At 60.4% G+C, this 23,061-nt stretch carries 20 protein-coding genes; 9 read left to right on the plus strand and 11 right to left on the minus strand.

Features of this window, described 5'->3' with window-relative positions; all coding sequences use genetic code 11:
• Positions 1-4 precede the first annotated feature (4 nt).
• Positions 5-1,294 carry a phosphopyruvate hydratase gene (gene eno, locus QSJ36_RS11575; protein ID WP_102721326.1) on the minus strand — a complete coding sequence of 430 codons (1,290 nt, stop codon included), beginning with the start codon at positions 1,292-1,294 and terminating at the stop codon, positions 5-7.
• 89 nt (positions 1,295-1,383) lie between these two features.
• Positions 1,384-2,040 carry a hypothetical protein gene (locus QSJ36_RS11580; RefSeq protein ID WP_285468707.1) on the minus strand — a complete coding sequence of 219 codons (657 nt, stop codon included), beginning with the start codon at positions 2,038-2,040 and terminating at the stop codon, positions 1,384-1,386.
• Positions 2,041-2,214: 174 nt separating this feature from the next.
• Between QSJ36_RS11580 and QSJ36_RS11585 the strand changes: the two genes are divergently transcribed.
• Together QSJ36_RS11585 and QSJ36_RS11590 are read left to right on the plus strand one after the other, a co-directional pair.
• Positions 2,215-2,910: a DNA alkylation repair protein gene (locus tag QSJ36_RS11585; RefSeq protein ID WP_102726568.1), complete on the plus strand. Its 696-nt coding sequence runs from the start codon at positions 2,215-2,217 to the stop codon at positions 2,908-2,910.
• 142 nt (positions 2,911-3,052) lie between these two features.
• Positions 3,053-4,294: an LL-diaminopimelate aminotransferase gene (locus tag QSJ36_RS11590; protein WP_022398138.1), complete on the plus strand. Its 1,242-nt coding sequence runs from the start codon at positions 3,053-3,055 to the stop codon at positions 4,292-4,294.
• Positions 4,295-4,585: 291 nt separating this feature from the next.
• Here QSJ36_RS11590 and QSJ36_RS11595 read toward each other — a convergent pair whose 3' ends face one another.
• Complete coding sequence (locus QSJ36_RS11595; protein ID WP_285468708.1) at positions 4,586-7,960, minus strand: PA14 domain-containing protein; 3,375 nt, start codon at positions 7,958-7,960, stop codon at positions 4,586-4,588.
• A gap of 200 nt (positions 7,961-8,160) precedes the next feature.
• Here QSJ36_RS11595 and QSJ36_RS11600 point away from each other — a divergent pair, with 200 nt between their 5' ends.
• Positions 8,161-9,228 (plus strand): FAD:protein FMN transferase, encoded by a 1,068-nt coding sequence (locus QSJ36_RS11600; RefSeq protein WP_285468709.1) that lies wholly within the window; start codon positions 8,161-8,163, stop codon positions 9,226-9,228.
• Positions 9,229-9,292: 64 nt separating this feature from the next.
• Complete coding sequence (locus QSJ36_RS11605; protein ID WP_022398135.1) at positions 9,293-10,894, plus strand: glycoside hydrolase family 27 protein; 1,602 nt, start codon at positions 9,293-9,295, stop codon at positions 10,892-10,894.
• A gap of 334 nt (positions 10,895-11,228) precedes the next feature.
• Here QSJ36_RS11605 and QSJ36_RS11610 read toward each other — a convergent pair whose 3' ends face one another.
• Complete coding sequence (locus tag QSJ36_RS11610; protein ID WP_012420228.1) at positions 11,229-11,453, minus strand: hypothetical protein; 225 nt, start codon at positions 11,451-11,453, stop codon at positions 11,229-11,231.
• Between the two features lie 201 nt (positions 11,454-11,654).
• Positions 11,655-11,918 carry a 50S ribosomal protein L28 gene (gene rpmB / locus QSJ36_RS11615; protein ID WP_012420229.1) on the minus strand — a complete coding sequence of 88 codons (264 nt, stop codon included), beginning with the start codon at positions 11,916-11,918 and terminating at the stop codon, positions 11,655-11,657.
• Positions 11,919-12,176: 258 nt separating this feature from the next.
• Here rpmB and QSJ36_RS11620 point away from each other — a divergent pair, with 258 nt between their 5' ends.
• Both QSJ36_RS11620 and QSJ36_RS11625 read left to right on the plus strand, forming a co-directional pair.
• A complete protein-coding gene (locus QSJ36_RS11620; RefSeq protein ID WP_102726503.1) occupies positions 12,177-13,178 on the plus strand; it encodes a 2-enoyl thioester reductase domain-containing protein in 1,002 nt (333 codons plus the stop codon).
• Between the two features lie 20 nt (positions 13,179-13,198).
• Positions 13,199-13,723, plus strand: coding sequence for a DUF3592 domain-containing protein (locus QSJ36_RS11625; RefSeq protein ID WP_180971647.1), 525 nt, complete (start codon positions 13,199-13,201; stop codon positions 13,721-13,723).
• 38 nt (positions 13,724-13,761) lie between these two features.
• Here QSJ36_RS11625 and ruvX read toward each other — a convergent pair whose 3' ends face one another.
• Genes ruvX through QSJ36_RS11645 form a run of 4 tightly spaced genes read right to left on the minus strand, consistent with a single transcriptional unit; the run spans position 13,762 to position 17,857 of the window.
• Positions 13,762-14,187 carry a Holliday junction resolvase RuvX gene (gene ruvX / locus QSJ36_RS11630; RefSeq protein ID WP_022398132.1) on the minus strand — a complete coding sequence of 142 codons (426 nt, stop codon included), beginning with the start codon at positions 14,185-14,187 and terminating at the stop codon, positions 13,762-13,764.
• A complete protein-coding gene (locus QSJ36_RS11635; RefSeq protein WP_285468710.1) occupies positions 14,184-15,242 on the minus strand; it encodes a mannose-1-phosphate guanylyltransferase in 1,059 nt (352 codons plus the stop codon). The genes ruvX and QSJ36_RS11635 overlap by 4 nt, the downstream gene beginning before the upstream one ends.
• A 34-nt stretch (positions 15,243-15,276) precedes the next feature.
• On the minus strand, positions 15,277-15,993 hold the full coding sequence (locus QSJ36_RS11640; protein WP_102721271.1) for an isoprenyl transferase: 717 nt from the start codon (positions 15,991-15,993) through the stop codon (positions 15,277-15,279).
• A gap of 22 nt (positions 15,994-16,015) precedes the next feature.
• Positions 16,016-17,857, minus strand: a complete 1,842-nt coding sequence (locus tag QSJ36_RS11645) for a DNA topoisomerase IV subunit B (RefSeq protein ID WP_102721328.1) — start codon at positions 17,855-17,857, stop codon at positions 16,016-16,018.
• Between the two features lie 125 nt (positions 17,858-17,982).
• On the opposite strand from QSJ36_RS11645, the gene ispE reads away from it, so the two are divergent.
• From ispE to QSJ36_RS11660, 3 genes are all read left to right on the plus strand, one after another.
• Positions 17,983-18,831 (plus strand): 4-(cytidine 5'-diphospho)-2-C-methyl-D-erythritol kinase, encoded by an 849-nt coding sequence (gene ispE / locus QSJ36_RS11650; protein WP_102730224.1) that lies wholly within the window; start codon positions 17,983-17,985, stop codon positions 18,829-18,831.
• A gap of 63 nt (positions 18,832-18,894) precedes the next feature.
• On the plus strand, positions 18,895-19,461 hold the full coding sequence (locus QSJ36_RS11655) for a hypothetical protein (RefSeq protein ID WP_146018182.1): 567 nt from the start codon (positions 18,895-18,897) through the stop codon (positions 19,459-19,461).
• Positions 19,462-19,475: 14 nt separating this feature from the next.
• Complete coding sequence (locus tag QSJ36_RS11660) at positions 19,476-21,461, plus strand: helicase C-terminal domain-containing protein (protein ID WP_102726500.1); 1,986 nt, start codon at positions 19,476-19,478, stop codon at positions 21,459-21,461.
• A gap of 14 nt (positions 21,462-21,475) precedes the next feature.
• Here QSJ36_RS11660 and QSJ36_RS11665 read toward each other — a convergent pair whose 3' ends face one another.
• Together QSJ36_RS11665 and cbiQ are read right to left on the minus strand one after the other, a co-directional pair.
• Positions 21,476-22,246 carry an ABC transporter ATP-binding protein gene (locus QSJ36_RS11665; protein ID WP_102721275.1) on the minus strand — a complete coding sequence of 257 codons (771 nt, stop codon included), beginning with the start codon at positions 22,244-22,246 and terminating at the stop codon, positions 21,476-21,478.
• Entirely contained in the window at positions 22,243-23,055 is an 813-nt protein-coding gene (gene cbiQ, locus QSJ36_RS11670) for a cobalt ECF transporter T component CbiQ (RefSeq protein ID WP_022398124.1), read from the minus strand. The genes QSJ36_RS11665 and cbiQ overlap by 4 nt, the downstream gene beginning before the upstream one ends.
• Positions 23,056-23,061: the final 6 nt, after the last annotated feature.

The raw sequence follows: 23,061 nt of genomic DNA on the forward strand, positions 1-23,061 counted from the left end.
TTGATCATAAAATGTGGATTTTGCCACCATAAACTGCGTCATCTCCCAGTTCCTCTTCAATTCTAAGGAGCTGGTTGTATTTGGCCATGCGGTCGGAACGGCTCAGGGAGCCGGTTTTGATTTGCCCGGCATTGGTCGCTACGGCAATGTCCGCAATGGTGGCGTCTTCCGTTTCCCCGGAGCGGTGGGAGATGATGGCGGAGTATTTGTTGTCCTTGGCCAGTTCCACCGTGTCCAGCGTTTCCGTCAGAGAGCCGATCTGGTTGACCTTCACCAGCACGGCGTTCGCCACATGGCGGGAAATGCCCTGGTTCAGGAATTCCACGTTCGTTACGAAGAGGTCGTCCCCCACCAATTGGGTATTGTGGCCCATGGCTTTGGTGAGCTGTTCCCAGCCCAGCCAGTCGTTTTCCGCGCAGCCGTCCTCAATGGAGATGATGGGGTATTTTTTCTGGAGCTCCTGGTAGTAGGCCGTCAGTTCCTCCGCCGTTCTGCCGCGGCCGTCCGATTTCTTGAAGACGTACAGGTTCTGGGAAGGGTCGTAGAATTCGGAGGAAGCCACGTCCAGGGCAATGAAGATGTCCGTGCCCAGCGTGTAGCCGGCGCGTTTCACGGCCTGGGCGATGCATTCCAGGGCGTCATCAGCGGATTTCAGGGAAGGGGCAAAGCCGCCTTCATCCCCCACGGCGGTGGACAGGCCGCGGTCGTGCAGCACGTCCTTGAGCGCATGGAAGACTTCCGCGCCGTAGCGCAGGGCTTCCCGGAAGGTGGGCGCGCCTTTGGGCATGATCATGAATTCCTGGAAGTCAATGGGGGAGTCCGAATGAGCGCCTCCGTTGATGATGTTCATCATCGGGACGGGAAGCACCTTGGCGTTCGGGCCGCCCAGGTATTTGAAGAGGGGAAGATTGAGCTGGATGGCGGCGGCCTTCGCCACGGCCAGGGAAACACCCAGGATGGCGTTGGCCCCCAGGCGGGACTTGTTGGGCGTGCCGTCCAGGTCGATCATGATTTTGTCAATGGCCGGCTGGAGGGTGGCATCGTGCCCGGAGACTTCCGGCGCGATGATCTTGTTGATGTTTTCCACGGCCTTGAGAACGCCCTTGCCGCCGTAGCGCTTGGCGTCCCCGTCCCTGAGCTCCCAGGCTTCATGCTCCCCGGTGGAGGCTCCGCTGGGGACGGACGCGCGTCCGATGGCTCCGCCGGCCAGGGCCACGTCCACTTCCACGGTGGGATTGCCCCGCGAATCGATAATTTCGCGGCCGCGGACGTCGATGATTTCCAGTTCGTTCATGATCATAAGATTTTTTATTGTCTTTTTTGGACCATGGAACGGCTTTTTTCGTTCCAGGGAACCACGTCATGACCGTGAAAATTCCGGGTTCAGGCGCGAAACTGACGCAGAACGGCGGCGATGTATTCAAGAGTCTCCGGGTCTGAAATGCCGCCGGAAAAGTAAAACGGCCTTCCGGAAGGCTGGGGCACGGAGATGCGGCAATAGTCCGTCTTTTCCCCTCCCTTGCGCTCCATCATGATCGGGGCCTGCGCGGGAAGGAGAAAAGCCCATGTGCTCCCCACCGGACCAATGCCCCGGAAAAGGGACGCTTTACCCGGTTCCACCCGGAGAACGGCTTTTCCCAGCATCATGTCAACGCAGAGGAAGATAATGAAGGCTTCCGTGACGGCAAAGAAGGTGGTGAAGACGGGCAGCGCGAAGTCCGTTTTCCCCGGCCCGAAGGACAGGAGGACGAGCACCAGGGTGATGATGCCCCAAACCACGGCCAGTCCCGTGTAAAGAAGTATTTTGGTAAAGGAATGCCTGTAGGTGAGCGTGACTTTTCCATGGGCGGATGTTACCGTCAGATGCCTGGAAGGGGCCGCAGGCACATCATGGAATTCATGCTCCCGGACCAGGGACGTCCAGGGGGTGGAAAGTCCGCAGCTGCTGCAGGTGACCGTGTCCCGGCGGTTGTCCACATCCGCCGCGGAAAAGGGAGTGCCGCATCCGGGACATTTGAATTGTTGAAGGCTGGAGGGCATAGGGGACGGCTTGCTGCCTGTCCGCAGGCTACCACAGAAGACGGGAAGCCGCCAATTCCTTTTTAGGCGCGTCTCCGGAAGGGCCTTCCAAGGGGGATTCCGCATGGGTTCCGCCGCCTCTCATACGGGAATTCCCCCTTGTGCGGCGCATAGCCTCCATGTAGGATGGCGCCCATGATTGAGAGCAGGCGGCAGTTGAGGGAAAGGATTGAGGCGTTGGCGGAACCGGAGTTTCAGAAGTTCTCCGCTTCCCTGATTCCCGGCGTCAACCGTCTGCTGGGCGTTCGCCTCCCCGTTCTCCGGAACCTTGCCCGCGAGGTGGCGGGGGGGAATTGGCGGGAGCTGCTGGAAAATCCAGCCGTTGACCCGTATGCGGAGGAAGTGATGCTGGACGGCATGCTGATAGCGCTGGCGCGCATGGAGCCGGAAGAGCGCCTGGAACAGGTCGCGCGCTTCGTGCCCCGCATGGATAACTGGGCTGTCTGCGATACTTTCTGCACCAGCCTGAAGTTTTGTAAAAAGCATCCTGCCCTGGTCTGGGAGTTCATCCAGCCGTATTTAACGTCCGCACGGGTCTATGATGTCCGCTTTGCCGTGGTGATGATGCTGGCCCATTTCATTACGGAGGATTACGTGGAGCAGGTGCTGGCCCTGCTGGATGGCGTGCGGCATGAGGATTATTACGTGGGCATGGCGGTGGCCTGGGCGGTTTCCGTCTGTTATGTGAAGTTCCCGGCATTGACGCTGGAGTATTTGAGGAATTCGTCCCTGTCCGATTTCACTTACAACAGGGCCTTGCAAAAAATTATTGAATCCCTGCGTGTTAGCCGGGAAGACAAGAGTTTGATGCGGAGCATGAAACGCAGATAGGCAGCGGCTCCATGTCCGCGCGGAGGGAACCGCAGGAAAAGGGGTGTGCGGAGATAGTGACGCAGGGAGGGGAGCCATGCCGGAACGGGGCCTTGATTCCTTCCCGTGGAGGGTATGGAATGAGACACTTACTATTAAAACCATGCCTAATATTAACGATAACTTCCTCAAGCTGCAGGCGGGATATTTGTTCCCGGAAATAGGGCGCCGCGTGAATGCGTTTGCCGAGTCCCATCCGGAGGCGGCCAAAAGGCTGATCCGCTGCGGCATCGGAGACGTGACGGAACCGCTGCCCATGGCGGCCATTGAAGCCATGCACGAGGCGGTGGACGATTTGTCCACCCATGAGCGCTTTCACGGCTACGGTCCGGAGCAAGGCTATTTCTGGCTGAGGGAGGCTATCGCCAAAAAGGCCTACCAGGTCCACGGCGTGCATGTGGAAGTGGATGAGATTTACGTGTCTGACGGCGCCAAGTGCGATACGGGCAATATTCTGGACATTTTCGGGCCGGGCAACAGGATCGCTGTGCCGGACCCGGTTTATCCCGTGTATGTGGATACCAATGTGATGGCCGGGAATACCGGGGATTCCAGCGCGGACGGTTCGTATGAGGGACTGGTGTACCTCCCCTGCACGCCGGAGAACAATTTTGTGCCGCAATTGCCTGATGAGCATGTGGATTTGATTTACCTGTGCTTCCCGAACAACCCTACCGGGGCCGTGGCTTCCCGGAATGAATTGCTGAAATGGGTGGAGTATGCCCGGGCGAACCACGCCATTATTTTGTACGATTCCGCGTATGAGGCATTTATACAGGATTCCGCCGTTCCCAAGTCCATTTTTGAAATTCCCGGCGCGCGGGATTGCGCCATTGAGTTCCGCTCCTTTTCCAAGCAGGGGGGCTTCACGGGGGTGCGCTGCGGCTACGTGGTGATTCCCAAGGAGCTGCACGGCCATGATTCCGGGGGGAACAAGGTTCTCATCAGCCAGCTGTGGAGCCGCCGCACCAGCACGAAGTTCAACGGAGCTTCCTACATCGTCCAGCGGGGAGCCGCGGCCCTGTTTACGCTGGAAGGCATGGCGCAGACCGCCGTGCTGATCAGCCATTACCTGGGGAATGCCGCGCTGCTGCTGAATGCCTGCCGCCAGGCGGGCATGCGCGTGTGGGGAGGGGAAAACGCCCCGTATGTCTGGGTGCAGTGTCCGGACGGCCTGGATAGCTGGCAGATGTTTGACAAGATGCTGTATGAGGCGAATGTGGTCATTACGCCCGGTTCCGGCTTTGGTTCCAGGGGGGAAGGGTTCTTCCGCATTTCCGCATTCAATTCACGGGAGAACGTGGATGAGGTCTGCCGCCGCATCCATGCCCTGTTTGCCAGATAAGGAGGCGTTCCCAGGCAGATTTTGTCAGGCCGCAGTGCGGGAAGCACTGCGGCTGCGCGCATGATTGTGATGGGGAAAGCCGCATGGAGGCTGTTCCTGCCTAGGATGGCGTAATCCGTCCGGTTTCAGAGGAAAGCCGCCCGGCGCCAGGAAGCGGAGCTTGTTAAGGTCGGCGGAAACGCTCGCCAGGGCGGAGAAAATGAGAGAACTGCATGAGCTCCTCTGGCGTTGCAGGGAACGCCCCGCGCCGGAGTGCCTTTGTTCATGGGAGAAGAAGGAGAGCATTCTGGTTCAATGGCCCGGATAGACCTGTTTCCAGGTTTTGCCTTCGTCCGTGCTTTCATAGATGCCTTTTTCCGCGTACAGGGTAATGTGCCTGTTGTTCGCGGTGTCAATCAGCAGGTTGAAGGCGGCTCCCCAGTCTTCCTTGTCGGAACGCTTCTGCCAGTTTCTGGCGTTGCGTTCGCTGGAGTACACGCCCTTGCCGTCCAGCGGGACGGCGAGCATGAAGGTATCGTCCAGGCGGCGCCTGTCGATCGCCAGCGTGGGCTGCGTGACGGGCAGCCCCTGGAGCACGCGGTTCATGGTGCGGCAGTCATTGAAGGAGGTGTAAACGCCCTGGGTGGAGAAGACGTAGAGCTGGTCTGCGGCGCGGGTGTCGTACACCAGTCTCAGGAAGCCCGCTCCCTGCACTTCGTTTTTCTGGTTCCATTTCTTCCCGTTGTTGGTGGAGATGAAGATTTTGCTGGTGTTGGCCTTGCGGTCCGCCGTCACGGCTCCAATCCTGCCCTGGGCGGTTGTATGGAAGCCGACGTTGGTGACGGGTTCCCCCACCAGGCCCGCGTTGTTCCAGGTGTCTCCGCCGTCCGTGCTCATGAAGAGTCCGGCGCGGTCCGAACCGACGATGATTTCCCGCGGATTCCGGGGATTGACGGAGATGAGCTCCCCGGCAATGAAGGAGATGGGGGACGGGTCCACTTTTACATCCGGGTTGGCGACGGTCCACGTTTTACCCATATCCTTGCTGCTGAACAGGGCTCCTCCCTGGGAGGTCGGGGCCAGCAGGAACATTTTGTCCCCGGCAAGCGCCATGGAACGGACGGTTTTGACGCCCCTGGGCAGTGTGAGGGGCTTGCGGGCGTAGGTTCCGTTTTTGCGTTCCAGCAGGTCCGCCCCGGAACGGTAGCGCGCCACCGCCAGATCCGGGGAGAGCAGGGAATAGCCGATGATTTTTCCGGCAGGCATGGCGGCGGTTATCTTGTGCGGCTGGAGTTTGACGGGTTTGATGGAGATTCCGTCCATGGCGGCGGAGAAGATGCCCTTGCCCTTGCCCGGAATGGTCCTGAACGTGATGCCGGCGATGGCTTCCTCCTTCATCGGGATGATGCGCTGCATGCCCATTTCCCATTTTTTCATGTCCGGGGAGGTGAAGCAGGTGAATTCATTGCCGCGCCGCATGATGCGCACCCAGGAGTGGTCCTTGTTCAGGGTGAAGGTAGATTGGCGCCCCGTTCCGTAGTCGCTGAAGTCCGCGCTGCACCGGAGGCCGCGGCCCACGGTCCGGAAGACGGCGATTTCATCGTCGTAGTTGGTGGCTCCCGTGTCCTTGCGCACCATGATGCCGGCCCAGCAGTCGTCCCCGGTGTCCAGCGCCTTGTCGCTGATGGAGCTGATGTGGGCCGTCAGCATGAAGTCACCCTTGATTTTTTTGCTGACCAGGTATTCCCCTTCCCCCACGAAGCGAAAGGCGTTTCCCGCGCCGCTGATGGAGTGGGGCAGCCCCGGTTCCCCGCGCAGCATGGCTTCCCAGCCGGGGGTGATGCGGCTCTGGGAATGGACGGGGACGACGGGGGTGTCCACCGTATGGGAACCGTTGTAGAAGACGCGCGCCCACAGTTTGTTTTCTCCGTCAAAGAGCATGAGGGGAGCGGTGAAGGGGGCTGCGTCCGCGGCGGCGGCCAGCTTGGCGCCGTTGTAGTATTCCACCTTGTTCACCCGTCCGGAGGAGATGGCTGTTTTCAGCACGCGTTCCGGTCCCTTGCCGCCCACTTCCAGCCTGGCTTCCGGTATGTCCGCCCGTTTGGGGCGCATGAGGCTGGCGAGCGGTATTTCCTCCATGGGGCGGTTGCCGTACTGCCAGCCCACCCACGCCACGGTGAATTCGTGTTCCGGCTTTTTCTTGAAGTAGGTCAGCTTGATGGGAGTGACGCCTTTTTCCAGAAAGACGGAGGCGCGCTTTTCCGACGTGCTGTGCAGTCCGTCGTTGTCAATAACGGTTTTTCCGCCGACGTCCAGGCGGCTTCCGTCACAGGTTTGGAGGGCGAAGGTGTAGGCCCCCGTCTGGGGGACGACCAGGAAGCCTTCATATTCAAAGGCGAATCGTCCTTCCCTGGCCCCGCGCAGGGCCGTGTCAAATCCATGGGAGACGCCGGTCCGCAACGGCTTGGAGAAGTCCAGTTCCGCCAGTTTGGACCATCCGTCCTTGTTTTCCAGGTATTTGTATTCCAGTCCGCTGGACAGGTCTTTTTTGCCGGGCAGCCCTTTGAGGGGAGTTTCCGCGGCGGCCTTGGCGAGTTTCAGGGTTTTCTGCTGGTCAAAGATGTCCGTGATGGTGAGCCTGACGAAGCATTGGGGGATGTCCCGGGGGAGCGCGACAGCTTTGGTGCGTACGTGCGGGATTTGTTCCTCCACCGTGTAAATGGGAGTTCCGGAGTATTGCGGATTGTCAAAGACCTCTATCTTGTACCCGAACTGCGGGGAGGACGTTTCCGCCAGCGTCCAGTCCACGATCACCTGGCTGCCGTTGTGGCGCGCGTTGCCTTCCGCCGCGATGGCGTCCATCACGGGCTTGTCCGGCTGGTTCAGCTTGAACGTGTGCTTGCGGCCCGGCTCCAGGTTTCTGGGAAATTGCCTGTTTTCCGTATAGGACATGGTCAGGATGGAGTCGTTTTCCGTCTGGTGGACCGTCCAGCCGCTGTATTTCATGCCTCCTTCCTTGGGAACGTTAATGGAAACGGTATCACATTTTTCCCACGCGCCGTTGTGCCTGTAGAAGCCCTTGCCGCGCCACAGTTCCCTCTGCTTGCGGCCCCCGTGCCCGAAGTCCTCCAGAAAGCCGCCGTTCCCCTTGAACCCGGTGGCCGCATAGGGAATGCGGAAGGTGGCGATGTGGTGCCACCGGTTGCCGGCCTGGTCTTTCATCCACCAGCCGGCGTAGCATTCCTTCCTGGCTTCGTCCGCGCCCCAGGTCCGCATGAGCATGGTGTACCACTGCTTGGTCTTGATCCACGGGACGTCGCGCCCCCCGGCCTTTCCGGAAGCTCCTTCACCCACGTATTGCTGGGCGTAGACGTGCGGATTGACGTACACGTTGCGCACCTGCCGCCCTTCGTAAACGGGAGCGGGCCAGAAGGACCATACGGTGGAGGGGCGGTAGGTTTCCAGGTTCGTGTTGTCGTTGGCGTTGGCCGCCACGCCGGCATAGAAATAGCCGCCCTTGGGGAACATGTCCAGGTTCCAGCAGGAAAAGTAGGTGGATTCCGGCCAGTAGGGGTAGAGCAGGTCCACCATGATGATGTCGGAACCGGCTTTTACTTCGTCACCGTACCAGCTGGCGGAAACGGGAAGCGTTAAAAGAAGCCATAGGGAGAGCAGGAATCTGGTCATGACGATGAAGAGGGCAAATTTGCAAAAACGTGGAACCGTTCCATTTATCATGAAAAGGGGGGCGTGCGCCAGCTTCAAATGAAATAACGTCATCCCGGTTTTGTCAGCGGATGGGATGACGGCGTCTCCATGGCGCACTCGGTCCTTGCTCCTGTTTGTTTGTGTGGAGTAGGTTTTGGAACATGATCCCGCAGGTGCGCATGAGTTCTTTTTTCCGGCTGGCCGTTGTTTCTGCGTGCTGTTCCTGCCTGCTGGCTGCTGCGGGGACAAGCCGGGGGCGGGAGAGGGAAACGGCTTCCGCCCCGCCGGAGCCGCTTTCCTGCGTTCATGCTCCGGATGGAAGGGTAACGGTGCAGGGTGCGGCCATGGGAACGGTGTTTACGGTGCGCGCCTATCCCGGGCACGGGATGGATGCGGCGCAGACGGAGAAGGCCTGCATGGAGTCTCTTGCCTGCGCCGTCCGCTGGGAGAAGGTGATGTCCGCCATGGATGCGGGGAGCGGTCTGGCCCGGTTGAATGCCGCGGAAAACGGCGTTTCCGTCCCCGTTTCCCCGGAGCTGGAAAAGGCTCTTCTGCTGGCCCTGGATTATGCCCGGCTGACAAAGGGCGCCTTTGACCCCACGCTCGGTCCCTGCATCCGCCTGTGGAAAAAGAGCCGCCGCCACGGCGTTCTCCCGTCCGGCGGGGAACTGGAACGTGCGCTCCGGGCGTCCGGATGGGAAAAGCTGTCCGTCGGCAAGGGGGCCGCGGTCAAAACGGTTCCCGGAATGAGGGTGGACCTGGGAGGCATGGGCAAGGGGTTTGCCGTGGACCGGATGGCGGAGATTTTGAGAAAAAGAGGAATCCGTTCCTTCTTTATTGACAGCACCAGCGACGTTATGGCCGGCGCCCCCCCACCGGGGGAGCGGGGATGGCGGCTGCTGGTGGATGAAGGTAATGGGAAGAATACGGTGCTGCTGTTGAGCCATGCCGCCGTCTCCACCTCCGGGAACGCCCGCCAGATGGCGAAGATCGGCGGTGCGGAGTATTCCCATGTGCTGGACCCCCGCACGGGGCTGGGCATGACGGAGGACAGGCAGGTGAGCGTGCAGGCGCCTTCCGCGGCGCTGGCGGATGCCCTGGCGACGGCGGGGAACGTGATGCGTGAAGAGGATTTCCGCTCCCTGGCGGCACGGTTGCCGGGAGTGTCCGTCCCGGCTTTTTTCCGGAGTTCCTCACGTTTTGCGGAAGGAACGCAGGAACAGGATAGCGCACGGAGGCCGAGATAGACAGCATGATGAAAGAAACGGGGGAGCGGACGCGTTTTTTAAGGTACACCTCCATAGACCATTTATGAAATTGTACCGTTTTTTCCTGCCTGCCGTGCTTGGCGCCGCTGTATCCTCCTCATTTGGCACGGAGTTCCCGAATCCTTATCCGGCTCCCCCTCCCGGCGTGCGCCTGACTCCTGAAACCCCGCTTTCCCCCTCCGTCAACGGCGCCCGCATTGTTGGCGCCACTCCCGGCGCGCGGGTGCTGTTCCAGGTTCCCGTTTCCGGGGAGCGTCCCATGAAGATTCAGGCGGCTGGGCTTCCCTCCGGCCTGAGGATGGATTCGCGCGGGCTGGTTACGGGTACCGCCCCGGCGAAGAAGGGGGAATACAAGGTGAAGATCCAGGCTTCCAACAGGCATGGAAAAGATGCGAAGGAGTGGATTCTGAAGGTGGGGGATGAGTTGTGCCTGACCCCGCCCATGGGTTGGAGCAGCTGGTATTCCTACAGTGAGGCCGTGGGGCAGGAGAATGTGCTGAAGACGGCCCGGCTTTTTGTGGAGCGGGGGCTTGTCAACCATGGCTGGACCTATATCAATATTGACGATTGCTGGCAGGGCGAGCGAGGCGGACGGAATTTCTCCATCCAGCCCAACAAGCGCTTTCCGGACATGAAGGCCATGTGCGATTCCATTCATGCCATGGGGATGAAGGCGGGCATTTATTCCACGCCCTGGATGGGGACGTATGCCGGGTTCATCGGAGGAAGCTCGCCCAATGCGAAGGCGGATTACGGGGAAATGGCCATTCCGGAGAAGGACCGCAAGCAGAAGAATCAAATTTTCGGGAGTTACCCCGGCGTGCATCGCAGGAAGGCGGACCGTGTAGGCGCCGTCTGGCTGTTTGACCGTGACGCCAGGCAATGGGCGGACTGGGGGTTCGATTACGTGAAGGTGGACTGGAACCCCAATGACGTGCCGACGACGGAACGCATCCGCCAGGCTCTGGACGATTCCGGGCGGGATATTGTGCTCAGCATATCCAATGCCGCCCCGTATAAACAGGTGGAAGAGCTGGGGAAGCTGGCCAATTTGTGGAGGACGACGGGGGATATCCAGGACCACTGGGGCAGCGTCAGCGGCATCGGCTTTTCCCAGGAACGCTGGCAGAAGCACATGCGCCCGGGCCACTGGAATGATCCGGACATTCTCCAGATCGGGAAGCTGGGCAAGCCCAACCAGCCCAATACCACGTTTGTCCAGACGCAGCTGACGCCGGATGAACAGTACACCCATGTGACCTTGTGGTGCCTCCTGTCCGCCCCGCTCATCATTTCCTGTGACCTGGAGCATATCGATTCATTCACGATGGGGCTCCTGACCAACGACGAGGTGATTGCCGTGGACCAGGACCCTGCCGCCCGTCCCGCCCGCAAGGCGTGGCACCGGGGGGATTTCCAGGTCTGGACGAAGGAGTTGTCCGACGGTTCCGTAGCGGCGGGGTTTTTCAATACCGGGAAAGAGAAGGGCGTAGTGAAGGTGAACCTGAGGGAGCTGGGGCTCTCCGGCGCGTATGAAGCCAGGGACCTCTGGAAACGCGCCGACCAGGGAACGGTGAAGGGAGATATGGCCGTGGAGTTGAACAGCCATGGAGCGGCCATGTTCCGGTTCAGCAAAAAGAATTGACGGCAGGGGCAGGAATGGATGCTTTCAAGGACGGCATCCTTTTTTGCCGACCAGCGGGTCCGTGAATGCCGCGTTTCACCGCCTGTCCATTATTATAGGAATAAAGGGTGAAATGGATAGCCGGCTTTGCAAGGATAGCCTGATGGGGCGGCGGCTTTAAGAAACGGGCTGTTTCAGCCTTGTTTGCAGGGGGCTTGTGTTGCGGCAAATCCGCTGCCGCCCTTTCCGAGTGAAAGTCTTTATTTTTTCCATAAAAAAGAACCGTTCCGGTTAACCGGAACGGTTCTTATAAAGAGATTGATGTGACTTGCCTTAATCTCTCCGTACAGCTTCCTTAAGCGGCGATGCCGAAGTGCTGCTGGATGGAGGCGAAAATCTTGTCGCGGCGGGCGCGGGCTTTTTCGATGTCACGGGTCTTCAGAGAGAATCTCAGGCGTTCCGCCGTGGAGTCAGGCTTGTGAACCGTGACGTGGCACCACCAAACCCCCCTGTTGTTCCACAGGTGATGGTTGGGGTTGTCATCATTAATTCTAAGAGCGATTTTGGTTTGGGCTTTCATCTGTGTGATCTTTTTCCAGTAGGGGACGTCTTATTTACGTCCGTTGGTATATTAATGTTTCAATAAAACCTTCAACTTGGAGGCGCCTCACTTAAGCAGATGATCCCTTGTCTTTTTGGACATCTTTTTCTGCCAGTTGCTCACCTCGTTGAAGCCTTAGAGTTCAAGTGGTGTAACAACGTTCAAAAAAAAGAATCTTTTTTACAGGAGACCTACCTTTTTAAGAGTGTTGTAAGCACCGTTCTTGTTGATCGTACGCAGGGCCTTGGCGGAAATCTTCATTTTCACGAATTGACCGAGTTCGGGAACCCAGATGCGCTTTTCCTGAAGGTTGGGGAAAACGGTACGATTGACAGTCTTAGTGACGTGACGACCAATACCGCCCTTTTTCTTGGCAAGACCGGAGCGATGGATACGACGACCTTTGTGAGGCATGGTACCTCTGATGATGCAAATTCGGGACATGGCAATCGAAGTTATTTGTTAATGCGAGAGAGGTAGTCTAGCGTATTTTCGCCTAAGGTCAAGAACAACCGAACAAAAGACTCGGAATTTGTGCCGGCCCGGCGGAAGCGCTGCCGGGCTTTCCTGCGGTCTGGTTCCCTCCGTTCATGGCCGGGGGGCAGGCGCCGGGGAAAGGCGCGCGCTGCCGGATGGCTTGTTTGCCCATGTAAAACGTATCCGGCGCTTGCACGGAGGGAGGCGGCGTGAGAGATTGAAAGCATGAGTGAGAATCATTATGCAGAGTTTTCCGAATGCAGCATGAAACCCCAGGACGTGCTGGAGTATGTTTCCGGTCCCATGCCGGTTCCGGCGGAGGGGGAGGTGCTGATCCGGATGAAGGCGGCCCCGATCAATCCGGCGGACATCAATTTTGTGCAGGGCGTTTACGGCGTGAAGCCCGTGCTGCCCCATTCACGCGCCGGACTGGAAGGCTGCGGCGTGGTGCAGGAGTCCCGCGCAGAAGGCTTCCGCAAGGACGATGAAGTGATTCTGCTGCGCGGCGTGGGTTCCTGGAGCGAGTATGTGGCGGTTCCCGCCGTGAACGTGATGAAGCTCCCCGTGAAGGTGGACCCCGTGCAGGCGGCCATGCTGAAGGTGAACCCCCTGACCGCCCTGCGCATGCTGGAAGGGTTCGTTTCCCTGACTCCGGGGGACTGGGTGGTGCAGAACGCCTCCAATTCCGGCGTGGGAAGGTGCATTATTCAACTGGCCCGGGAGATGGGCGTGAAGACGGTGAATTTTGTAAGAAGGCCGGATGAATTGAGAGATGAATTGACCGCGCTGGGCGCCGACCTGGTAGTGGGAGAGGATGACGAGGATGTGGTGAAGAATACCCTGGCCCGGCTGGACGGAAAGAGGCCCGTGCTGGCCTCCAACGCCGTGGGCGGGGAAAGCGCCCTGCGTCTGATGGACATGCTGGCTCCCGGCGGAAGCATGGTGACGTACGGCGCCATGAGCAGGAAGAGCATCAAGGTGCCGAACGGTTTCCTGATTTTCAAGGGCATTAAATTGGAAGGCCTGTGGGTGACGCAGTGGCTCAAGAATGCCCCCGTTCCGGAGATTGAGGCCGCTTATGACAAGCTGGCGCGCCTGATGGCGGACGGCAGGCTGAAGCAGGCCGTGGATACCGTTTATCCGTTGAGCGACGTGCGCCGGGCCGTGGAGAAGGCCCAGGAAGAGTTCCGCAGCGGCAAGGTGGTGCTGAGCATGGAGCGTGCCTGATGCATGAGGGGAGAGAGTTTTTGTTTTCCCGGGCTGCGGAGCGCTGGAGGGATTTTTTCAGCGTTCCGTGGTTCGGTTGGTATTGGCTGCTGGCCTGGGTGATGGCGGGGCTGAGCCTTTATTCCATATGGCAGGCCGGTGATTTTTTTCTGGAAAAGAGCCGCTTTGCCCGGGAGGGGCTGTGTACGGAGGGGACGGTGCGGAACATCACGGAGGATACGGTGAAGTTGTGGAGCCGTTCGCGGGCCATGGGGACGTCCGGTCCCTCTCTGGACGTCTGGGCGCCGGAAGTGCGGTTCCTGCCGCAGACCGGGGAGGGGGAAGTAGTATTCCAGTCCCCCGCTTTTCTTTTCTGGTCTTCCTATTCCAGGGGGGACCGGGTGACGGTCTGCTACCCGCCGGAACGCCCGGAAGACGCCCGTGTGGCGGACAGCTTCATCTGGTGGCCGGAAACGCGCCGGGCCCTGTGGCTGATGGCGTTTCTGCTTGCCGGCGGAACGGTCCTGCTGAGGAAGAGGGAAGTGCGGAGTTCCGTAGGCGCGTAAAGCAGGGATTGCGCCGCGGCACGGCGCCGTTTGCCGTTTCAGCCAAGCGTGGAATCAAGCCACGTGTTGAGGATTTCCACGGCGGCCACCTGGTCGATGATGGGGCGGAAGCTTTTCTCCTTTTTGCCGGCGGCGTGCAGTTTTTCCTGGGCGATGACGGTGGTGAGGCATTCATCCATGAATACCATGGGAAGGCCGGGAAGGGCGGCGGCCAGTTCCCTGCCGAACGCGCGCACCCTGGCGGCGGCGGTTCCTTCCGTGCCGTCCATGCGGACAGGGATGCCCAGCACCAGGGTGCGTATCCCCCGCTCCTGGACGAGCTGGACGATGCGGGTGACGCCGTCCGTTTTGTGCCTGTGGATGGTTTCCACAGGGTGCGCCATGATGCCCACGGGGTCTGTGGCGGCGATGCCGATTCGGGCTTCTCCGTAGTCAATGCCCAGGGCCGGATGCTGGCTGGTCATCTGAGTTCGTCCGGAAGCTGGTTGACGATTTTTTTAATTTCGTCCGCCTTGTTTTTATCCGCAATCAGGATGGCGTCCGCCGTTTCCACCACGATCAGGTTTTCCACGCCCAGCAGGGCCACGTGCTTGTCCCCCCGCTGGGAGAAGACGATGTTGCCGGAGGCGTCCTGCACGGTGATGTCCGTATTGGTGGTGTTTTTGTTGTGGGTTTCCAGATAGTTGGCTACGGATATCCAGGAGCCTACGTCGTCCCAGTCAAAGGTGGCTTCAATGTTCAGCACCCGGTCCGCGTTTTCCATCAGCGCGAAGTCGATGGAGATGGGCGTGAGCGCCGGGAATTCCTCCCGGATGGTTTCCTGCGGGTCCGGGGATTCCGCGATGTGCTCCACGAAGGAGGCCAGCTCCGGGCAGTGCTTGTCAAGCTGTTCGCACACGGTTGGAATGCTCCAGACGAACATGCCGGCGTTCCAGCAGAAGTTGCCCTGGCTCAGGTAGGCGGCGGCCGTGGCCGTGTCAGGCTTTTCCCGGAATTGGATGACTTCGCGGCAGGAGCAGCCCAGTGCGGAAACGATTTCCTTCCCGCGTTCGATGTAGCCGTAGGAGGGGCAGGGCCAGGTGGGCTTGATGCCCACGGTGACGAGCGCCTTTTCCCGCGCCGCCGTGTCCATGGCGGCTTTCATCAGGGAGCGGAAGGACGCCTGGTCCTGGATGAGCTGGTCGGAAGGGATGACGAGCATGACCCCGTGCGGGTCCGCCGCCTTGATGAGGCCTATGCCCAGGGCGATGGCGGGCGCCGTGTCCCGGCGCACGGGTTCGGAGATGATGTTGTCCACGGGGATGTCGTGGGCCTGGCGGCGGACTTCCGCCTCCTGCAGGTGGTTGGTCAGGATGAAGATGTTCTGCCGGGGCACTAGGCCGTCCAGCCTGTCGATGGCCTGGCGGAGGAGGGTGCCTTCCCCGAACATGTTCAGGAGCTGCTTGGGACGGTGGTCGCGGGAGAGGGGCCAGAAACGGGTGCCGCTGCCGCCGGCCAGAATGAGAGCGTATTGGTTCATGGCGATTCCGTAGGAATGTGGTTTAAAAAAGGGGTCAAAGTGCGCCGAAGCGGCGTTTTCTGCGGGAGTAGTCCAGCAGCGCCGCTTCCATGTCACGGTCGCTGAAGTCCGGCCACAGCGTTTCTGTTACATAGAGTTCCGCATAGCTGATCTGCCACAGCAGGAAGTTGGAGACGCGCATTTCCCCGGAGGTGCGGATGAGCAGGTCCGGTTCCGGCATGCCGGCAGTATCCAGATGCTGGTTGAAGAGGTCTTCCGTGACGGCGTCCGGGTGGAGTTCCCCGCGGGAGGCTTTCTCCGCGATTTTTCTGGCGGCGGCGGCAATTTCCGCCCTGCTGCCGTAGGAGAGGGCCAGAACCAGGTTGAGCCTGGTATTTCCCGCCGTGGCTTCCAGGCTGGATTGCAGCAGTTTCTGGGTTCGCTTGGGAAGGCGTGAAAGGTCGCCTATGGCGTGAAGGCGCACGCCTTTTTCCTGCATCTGGCTGAGGCGTTTTTTCAGGAATTCGTGCAGCAGCAGCATCAGCGCGTGCACCTCCGTCTTGGGGCGGTTCCAGTTTTCCGAGGAGAAGGCGTAAAGCGTGAGCCAGGGAATATCATGGTCAATGCAGAAGTCCACACAGCGCTCCACCGTATCCGCTCCCGCCCGGTGGCCGGCCTGGCGCGGCAGATGGCGGCTGTGCGCCCAGCGGCCGTTGCCGTCCATGATGCAGGCAATATGAACCGGCAGTTTTTCCTTGGGAATGGTAAGCATAGATAGATGTGGCTCCGCTACTCTAGTCCATGACCGGGTCCAGTTCAACACGCAAGTTTTTCAGGATGTATTCCTGTCTTTCCCTAGTGTTTTTGCCCATGTAGAAGGAGAGCAGGTCCTTCACCTTGTGTGAGTCTTCCAGGCGAACGCGGTCCAGGCGCATTCCTTCCCCGATGAAGGCCTTGAATTCCTGGGGGGAGATTTCGCCCAGGCCCTTGAACCGCGTTATTTCCGGGTTTTTGCCCAGCAGGGCGATGGCCGCTTCCCGCTCCGCGTCCGAGTAGCAGTAGATGGTCTGCTGCTTGTTGCGCACGCGGAAGAGGGGAGTTTGGAGGATGAAGAGGTGGCCCTCCCGGATCAGCTCCGGGAAGAACTGGATGAAGAAGGTCATCAGCAGGATGCGGATGTGCATGCCGTCGTCATCGGCGTCCGTGGCGATGACCACTTTGTCGTAGCGCAGGTCTTCCAGCCCGTTTTCAATGTTCAGGGCGTGCTGGAGGAAGTTGAATTCCTCGTTTTCATAGACGACCTTGCGGCTCATGCCGAAGGAGTTCAGCGGCTTGCCGCGCAGGGAGAAGACCGCCTGGATTTCCGCATCCCGCGCCGTGGTGATGGAGCCGGAGGCGGAGATGCCTTCCGTGATGAAGAGGGTGGTTTCCCCCGCGCGGGCGTGCTTTGAGTTGTAGTGCACGCGGCAGTCCCGGAGGTTCTTGTTGTGGATTTTGGCCTTGCGGGCGTTTTCCTTCGCCAGCTTCTGGATGCCGGAGAGTTCCTTGCGGTCCCGCTCGGAGTCTTTGATCTTGGCTTCCAGGGCTTTGGCCGTCTCCGGGTTTTTGTGCAGGTAGTTGTCCAGCTCCCTGGCGATGAAGTTGCCTACGAAGGTGCGGATGGTTTCCCCTTCCGGGCTGATGGTATTGGATCCCAGCTTGGTCTTGGTCTGGGATTCGAAGACGGGTTCCTTTACCTTGATGGAGATGGCGGCCACGAGGGAGGAACGGATGTCCCCGGCCTCATAGTTTTTCTTGAAAAAGTCCCTCAGGGTTTTGACGATGGCCTCCCGGAAGGCCGCCTGGTGGGTGCCCCCCTGCGTGGTGTGCTGCCCGTTGACGAAGGAGTAGTGCTCCTCCCCATACTGGCCGCCATGGGTGAAGGCCACCTCGATGTCGTGCCCTTCCAGATGGATGATGGGGTACAGCGGTTCCTCGCTCATTGCCTCCGTAAGCAGGTCCAGCAGGCCGTTTTTGGAGACGTAGCGGCGTCCGTTGAAGTGCAGGGCCAGCCCCTTGTTGAGGTAGGAGTAGTACCGGCACATTTTTTCAATGTATTCCGGACGGAACTGCGTGGTTACGGGGAAAATGTCCGGGTCTGCGTGGAACGCCGTGCGGGTGCCGTTGGGCTCCTCCGTGGCGCCGTCCTTCCGTCCTTTGGGGAGTTCCTTCCCGCGGCAGAACTGGTAGGAGCGCGTTTCCCCGTCGCGGTAGGCCTGGATTTCAAAAAAGTCGGAAAGGGCGTTCACCGCCTTGATGCCTACGCCGTTGAGCCCTACGGATTTCTTGAAGGCGTCGCTGTCGTACTTGGCTCCGGTATTGATTTTCGCGGCGCAGTCCAGCAGTTTTCCCAGCGGAATGCCGCGTCCGAAGTCGCGCACCTCGCACAGGCCGTCCGGAGTCACGTCAATGGTGATTTTTTTGCCGAAGCCCATGACGAATTCGTCAATCGAGTTGTCAATGACTTCCTTCAGCAGGACGTAAATGCCGTCATCCGGAGAGGTTCCGTCGCCCAGTTTGCCGATGTACATCCCCGGACGCATGCGGATATGCTCCCTCCAGTCCAGGGTTTTAATGCTGTTTTCGTCGTAGGCCATGTGCAGCGGGGTCGCGCCTATTATAGCGGAGCCCCCGGAATTTGCGAAGAAAAAATGCGTGCCCGTCCATTTGCGCCCAATGGGGGCTTGACCCGGAGGCCATCCCTTGGTGGAATCCATGGCGTATGATCAGTTGCAAGGCTCCGTGCAAGGTGAACGTTTCCCTCCGCGTTCTGGGAAAGAGGGCGGACGGTTTCCATGAAGTGGATACCGTGATGGTTCCCCTGGAATTGTGCGACGTGCTGGAGTTTTTCCCGGCGGACGGCCTGGAAATGAGCTGCGACGCTCCGGGAGTTCCGCTGGATGAAAGCAACCTGGTCATGAAGGCGGGGCGGCTGATGGAGCGGGAGCTGGGACGGCCCATGCCGTGGCATGTGCGCCTGGTCAAGAACGTGCCCCATGGCGCGGGGCTGGGCGGCGGCAGCAGCGACGCCGCGTGCGTGCTGTCCGCCCTGAATGAGCTGGAACACGGCGGCCTGTCCCGGAGGCGTCTGGCGGAGCTGGCCGGGGAGATCGGTTCCGATGTGGGATTTTTCATTTATGGAATGGCGTGCCGCTGCACCGGACGCGGGGAAAAGGTGGAGCCCCTGCCGGAATGGAGGGAATGGCGCCCCCGGATCGTTCTGCTGAAGCCGTCGTTCGGCGTTTCCACGCCGGACGCCTACCGCCGCTGGGCGGGTTCACGGGAATTGCCGGGCATACCGTACGGGGAGCAGCGGGTGGACGGCCATGTGCTGGTGAATGATCTGGAAAGGCCCGTGTTTGAGAAGCATTTGTTCCTGGCGGAGATGAAGCGATGGCTGCTGGAGAGGCCCGGCGTGCGCGGCGCCATGATGTCCGGCTCCGGCTCCACCATGTTCGCCGTGGCGGAGGATGAAGAAGCGGCCCGCACGCTGATGGAGGACGCCGCGCGGGAACTGGACCCCACGCTGTGGATGTGGTCCGGGCTTGTGATGCGGGAGGGCGCCCGGTAAAAACATGGTTGTGCAGGAGGCCTTGCCTTGACTGCGGGGGATGCATGCCGTTACACTCCGTCCATGATTAAGAGTTTGTTTGCAGGTGTGATGGTGGCGGCTGCGTGCGCCGTCCAGGCCGGTGAATACGGAGACAGCGCCGTCCAGGCCGCCCGGGAGCTTTCCGGAGCGGTGAAAACGGGGGACATGATGTGGATGATTGAGAAGATGTACGCTCCCATGAAGAAGCAGCTTGTTTCTTCCTTCCCGGGAGGGGAGGCCGCCTTCATGAAGACCATGAGGGAAAAGATGCAGGGAGCCGCCGCCGTGATGAAAGAGCGCGGCATGGTGGTGGAGACGTATGAAATAGGCCAGCCTACGGCGGAACATCTGGTGAAGAATGGAGACGAGGTGCTGGTGGTGCTCCCCACGCGGATGGTCATTTCCATGAAGCGTCCGGACGGGATGCCTGTAAAGATAGAGAATACAGGCGTTCTGGTGCTGGTGAAGGATTTGAAGGACAAGGGGCCCTGGACGTTCATTGATGCTTCCAAGATGAATGCGAATGCCCTGCGCTCCATGTTCTATGACCTGCCGGAAAAGGTGAATCTGCCGCCGGTTTCCTCCCGCCAGCTTCCCGTGGGCCAGTAGGGGAGCGTTCCCGTATGAATGGCGCCGGGGCAGATGACGTGGAAGGCGTTAGCGCCTTTGAGGCTTATGTCCACCGGGCATTTGCCCCGGACGGGTTGTTCTCCCGCGCCAGGGATTTTGAATACCGGGCGGAGCAGCAGAATATGGCCCTGGCCGTGGCGAGAGCTCTCCAGGTGGACGCCCCGCTGCTGGTGGAGGCCGGAACGGGCGTAGGCAAGTCCCTGGGCTATCTGCTGCCGGCCGTGAAGTTTGCGCTGGATTTTGACCGGAAAGCGGTCATTTCCACGCATACCATCAATTTGCAGGAGCAGTTGTTCAACAAGGATATTCCGCTGCTGCGCGCCGCCCTGGGGATTGATTTTTCCGCCGCCCTGCTGAAAGGCAGGCAGAATTACCTGTGCCATACCCGCCTGCGGCGCGCGCTGGCCCAGATGGATTCCCTGTTTACGCAGGGGGAAGCCGCGGAGCTGACGCGGATTCAGGACTGGGCGCTGAGAACGCAGGACGGCACCCTGAGCGACATGGCGTTCCGTCCGTCTCCCAAGGTATGGGCCATGGTGTGCAGTGAACCGCATGCGTGCAGCATGCGCCATTGCGGCCCCTCCTGTCCGTACCAGGTGGCCCGCAAGAGGGTGCTGGAGGCCAAGGTGGTGGTGCTGAACCATACCCTGTTTTTCGGCCTGATGGCCCAGGCGGAGGATTCCGAGGAGGCGGGGTTCGTTTTTCCCGGGGATTTCGTGGTTCTGGATGAGGCCCACATGATTGAGAACATCGCCGCCCGGCAGCTGGGCGTGCAGCTCTCGGAACCGCATCTCAATTATGAACTGCTGCGGATGTTCAATCCGCGCACGCACAAGGGCCTGCTGAAACCGCTGAACAATCCGGCCCTGTTCCAGCGGGTGCAGGACGTGATTGACGCTTCAGGCCTGTTTTTCCAGAATGCGCGGGATGACCTGGGGTTTGCGGGCTCCGGCAAGATTGTCCGCATTCTCCAGCCGGAATGGTCCCAGGACATTCTTTCCCTGCCTCTGGCGGAATTGATCGGAGAATTGAAGAGGGAGGGCGCGAAGCAGGAGGAAAACGTGGCCGTGAAGGACGAGCTGGCGGACATGGCCGCCCGCATGGAGGAGGCGCAGGCCTCCCTGAAGGTGCTGATGGACATGACGGAGGAGGGGCACGTGTACTGGGCGGAGCGGTCCGGTCCGGAGGGAAGGAACATGAGCGTGTGCTCCGCCCCCGTGGAGGTGGGCGATATCCTGAGGGAGCGCCTGTTTTCCGCCGGGCGTTCCGCCATTCTGACCTCCGCTACGCTGGGGACGGGGGATGCGGACATGGGCTACTTTGCGGGGCGCGTGGGTGCGGAAAGCGTCCGGAAGCTCCAGATAGGCAGTCCGTTCAATTACCGGGAGCAGATGAGGCTGATCGTGGCCCGCTCCATGCCGGAGCCGGACCAGCCGGAGTATGCGGAAGTGCTGCCGGAGTGGATTAAAAGGTATCTGGCGGAATCCCGCGGCAGGGCCTTCGTGCTGTTCACCAGCTACCGGCTGATGGTGCAGGTGGCGGAAAAGGTGCGCCCGTTCTGTGAGGAACAGGGATGGACCTTGTACGTGCAGGGGCAGGACATGCAGCGGCATGCCATGCTGGAGGCGTTCCGGAAGGATGTGAACAGCGTGCTCTTCGGCACGGACAGTTTCTGGACCGGGGTGGACGTGCCCGGGGAGGCTCTTTCCAACGTGATCGTGACGCGCCTGCCGTTTGAGGTGCCGGACCACCCGCTGGTGGAATCCCGCTTTGAGAGCATCAGGGCGCGCGGGGGGAATCCGTTTTACGAGTATTCCGTGCCCGTAGCCATTCTGAAGCTGCGGCAGGGGGTGGGGAGGCTGATCCGCACGAAAAGCGATTCCGGCATGGTGGTGATCCTGGACCCCCGCGTAGCCACCAAGAGGTACGGGGCGCGGTTCATCAAGTCCCTGCCGGATGCCCGTCTGGAGTTTGTGTAAGGAGTTTTTCCTCCTTAAAATTGGCCGGAGTTCTCCTTCTCCCTGCCGTACTGCATCAGGCGGTAGCTGAGGGGTTGTTCCAGGCGCGCTTCTTCCAGCAAAGCGCAGTCGGCGAAAATGTCCGGAACGGGCGCGTCCGCCAGAATGGAGCCGTCCTTCATCACGATGCAGCGGGTGCACAGGTCCATGACCATGTCCAGGTCATGGGTGGCGATGATTTTGGTATGGGAGAATTGGCGCAGGAGGCTGATGAGGGTGCGGCGGGAGGCCGGGTCCAGGTTCGCGCTGGGTTCGTCCAGAACCAGGATGTCCGGGGTCATGGAGAGGACGGTGGCGATGGAGACGGCGCGTTTTTCCCCGCCGGAAAGGTGGTGGGTCATCTTGTCCGCCAGGGCTTCCGCATGGACGTCCCGCAGGGCCTGCCGCACGCGGCGGCTGACTTCTTCCGGAGGGAGGCCCATGTTGAGCGGGCCGAAGGCCACGTCCTCCCGGACGGTAGGCATGAAAAGCTGGTCGTCCGCCTGCTGGAATACCATTCCCACGCTTTCCCGGACGCGGGCGACGGTTTTGGGCGTGACGGGGATGTCCCCTACCCGCACCTGTCCGGAGGAGGGCTCCAGCAGGCCGTTGAGGTGCAGGAGCAGGGTGGATTTTCCCGCTCCGTTCCCGCCCACGACGGCAACGGATTCCCCGTGGGTGATGCGCAGGGAGACGCGGTTCAGCGCCGGAGGAGAATCCGGGTAGCTGAAGCACAGGTCGATGGTTTCTACAAGGTGGTGGCTCATGAGAGGAGGCTGCGGGCGCACTGGCCCGCCAGCATGGTGACGTTAAAGCAGCGGAACAGGATGACGAGGGCGCAGAAGAGAATGCCGCCCGCCACGCCGCGCATGGTGATGACGCCGGGGGCGCTGACGAATTCAGGGTCTTCCCCTCCCCGGCACAGGACGGCCTGGTAAATGCGTTCCGCGCGCCCGAAGGTGCGCAGCAGGAGCTGGCCGGTCATGGCCCCCCAGGTGGAGAGGGGGACGGAGCCGGAGCCTCCCCGCCGGGAGCGGAACGCCATCAGCATGTTCTGGAATTCATCCATCAGGATGAAGGCGTACCGGTACAGGAAGGCCAGGAGCGTGATCAGGATGCGCGGCGCGCCGAGCTGCCTCAGGCCCCGGCAGAGCGGAGCGAAGCCCGTGGAGGCCAGCAGCGTGAAGGCTCCCAGGATGGTGAGCATGCACCGCAGGATGATGGAGATGAAGGAGATGATGCCCTGTGTGACGGGAATGCCGAACCATTCTCCCGCCGGCGTCCTGTCCACCAGCGGATTGAAGATGCCGATCATGACGGCGACGGGCAGCAGCCACAGGGTGCGCTTCAGCAGGTAGCCCAGGGGGAGCCCCGCCATGCGGATGACGCAGACCGGGAACAGGAAGAAGGGCAGCAGCCCCGTGATTTCCTGCGGCGGCCAGGAGAGCACGCAGATTTGAAAAACGAGGAAGGCCCCTATTTTAATACGAGCGTCCAGACGGTGGAATCCGGTGTTTCCGCAGGAAAACCGGTCCATCTGGCGGAATTGCCGCGCGGCGTCCGTGAACAGGGGCATGGGGGG

Origin of the sequence: Akkermansia sp. NBRC 115031 (genome assembly GCF_030268505.1) — a bacterium.
GTDB classification, from domain to species: Bacteria; Verrucomicrobiota; Verrucomicrobiia; order Verrucomicrobiales; family Akkermansiaceae; genus Akkermansia; species Akkermansia massiliensis.